This is a genomic window from Flavobacterium sp. P3_A6 (assembly GCF_056403035.1).
The window spans coordinates 1-654 of record NZ_JBFUGG010000071.1 but is presented as its reverse complement, the minus strand read 5'-3'; the positions used below and the strand labels follow the sequence as shown (position 1 = coordinate 654).

Sequence of the window (654 nt, the reverse complement as noted above, 5' to 3'; positions counted from 1 at the left end):
TTCACSATTACTTATACGGACGGTAGCACTTTCACRACYCCAAATCTAACAGGACCGCAAGGTATAGCTGGAGCAAACGGAACCAATGGTGCTAACGGAGCAGACGGAAAAGGAATTGCCAGCACAACCGATAACGGAAACGGCACTTTCACCATCACTTATACGGACGGTAGCACTTTCACAACTCCAAATTTCACAGGACCGCAAGGTATAGCTGGAGCAAACGGAACTAACGGAGCAGACGGAAAAGGAATTGCCAGYACAACAGATAAYGGAAACGGCACTTTCACSATYACTTATACGGACGGWAGCACTTTYACGACCCCAAATCTAACAGGACCGCAAGGTGTTGCTGGAGCAAACGGAACYAAYGGARCMRAYGGAAAAGGAATCACCAGCACAACCGATAACGGAAACGGCACTTTCACGATTACTTATACCGACGGTAGCACTTTCACGACCCCAAATTTCACAGGACCGCAAGGTATAGCTGGAGCAAACGGAACCAATGGTGCTAACGGAGCAGACGGAAAAGGAATTGCCAGCACAACCGATAACGGAAACGGCACTTTCACGATTACTTATACGGACGGWAGCACTTTYACAACTCCAAATCTAACAGGACCGCAAGGTRTAGCTGGAGCAAACGGAACC

The 654-nt window shown here is 48.4% G+C and carries 1 pseudogene; it reads left to right on the top strand.

Features of this window, described 5'->3' with window-relative positions:
- A pseudogene (locus AC1DVP_RS21365) lies at positions 1–654 on the top strand (hypothetical protein); the annotation flags it as partial.